Source organism: Phormidium sp. CCY1219, from assembly GCF_035615515.1.
In the GTDB taxonomy this organism is placed as follows: Bacteria; Cyanobacteriota; Cyanobacteriia; order Cyanobacteriales; family Laspinemataceae; genus CCY1219.
In genome coordinates this window covers 1-245 of record NZ_JAJENT010000152.1, presented here as the reverse complement: position 1 = coordinate 245, position 245 = coordinate 1, and the positions used below count along the sequence as shown (strand labels likewise).

General features: G+C 47.3%; 1 protein-coding gene. It reads right to left on the bottom strand.

The annotated features are described in order from the left end of the window. Nucleotides 1-245: Uma2 family endonuclease (locus tag LKK83_RS00790; RefSeq protein WP_324628820.1), on the bottom strand; the 245-nt coding region annotated here is incomplete at both ends.

Below are 245 nucleotides of genomic sequence, written 5' to 3'. Positions count from 1 at the left end.
TTGCCTTTCACCCGGGGTTCATTCTGGATATAAAATGCCGAATCGGGTTCGGAACCGCGTGCTAAATCTTCGCGATTTAGGGTAGTCGAACCGGATCGAACGATTTCTATATTCAACTCCTCGACTACAACACCCACAAGAGCGGCTATCAGTTCTTTGGGGTTTTCATGCTCTAACAAGGGAGTCATAATTTCCAACAATCCTCGGTCGTAAGTCAGGCGGATATTGCGATTGTCTCCCATGTC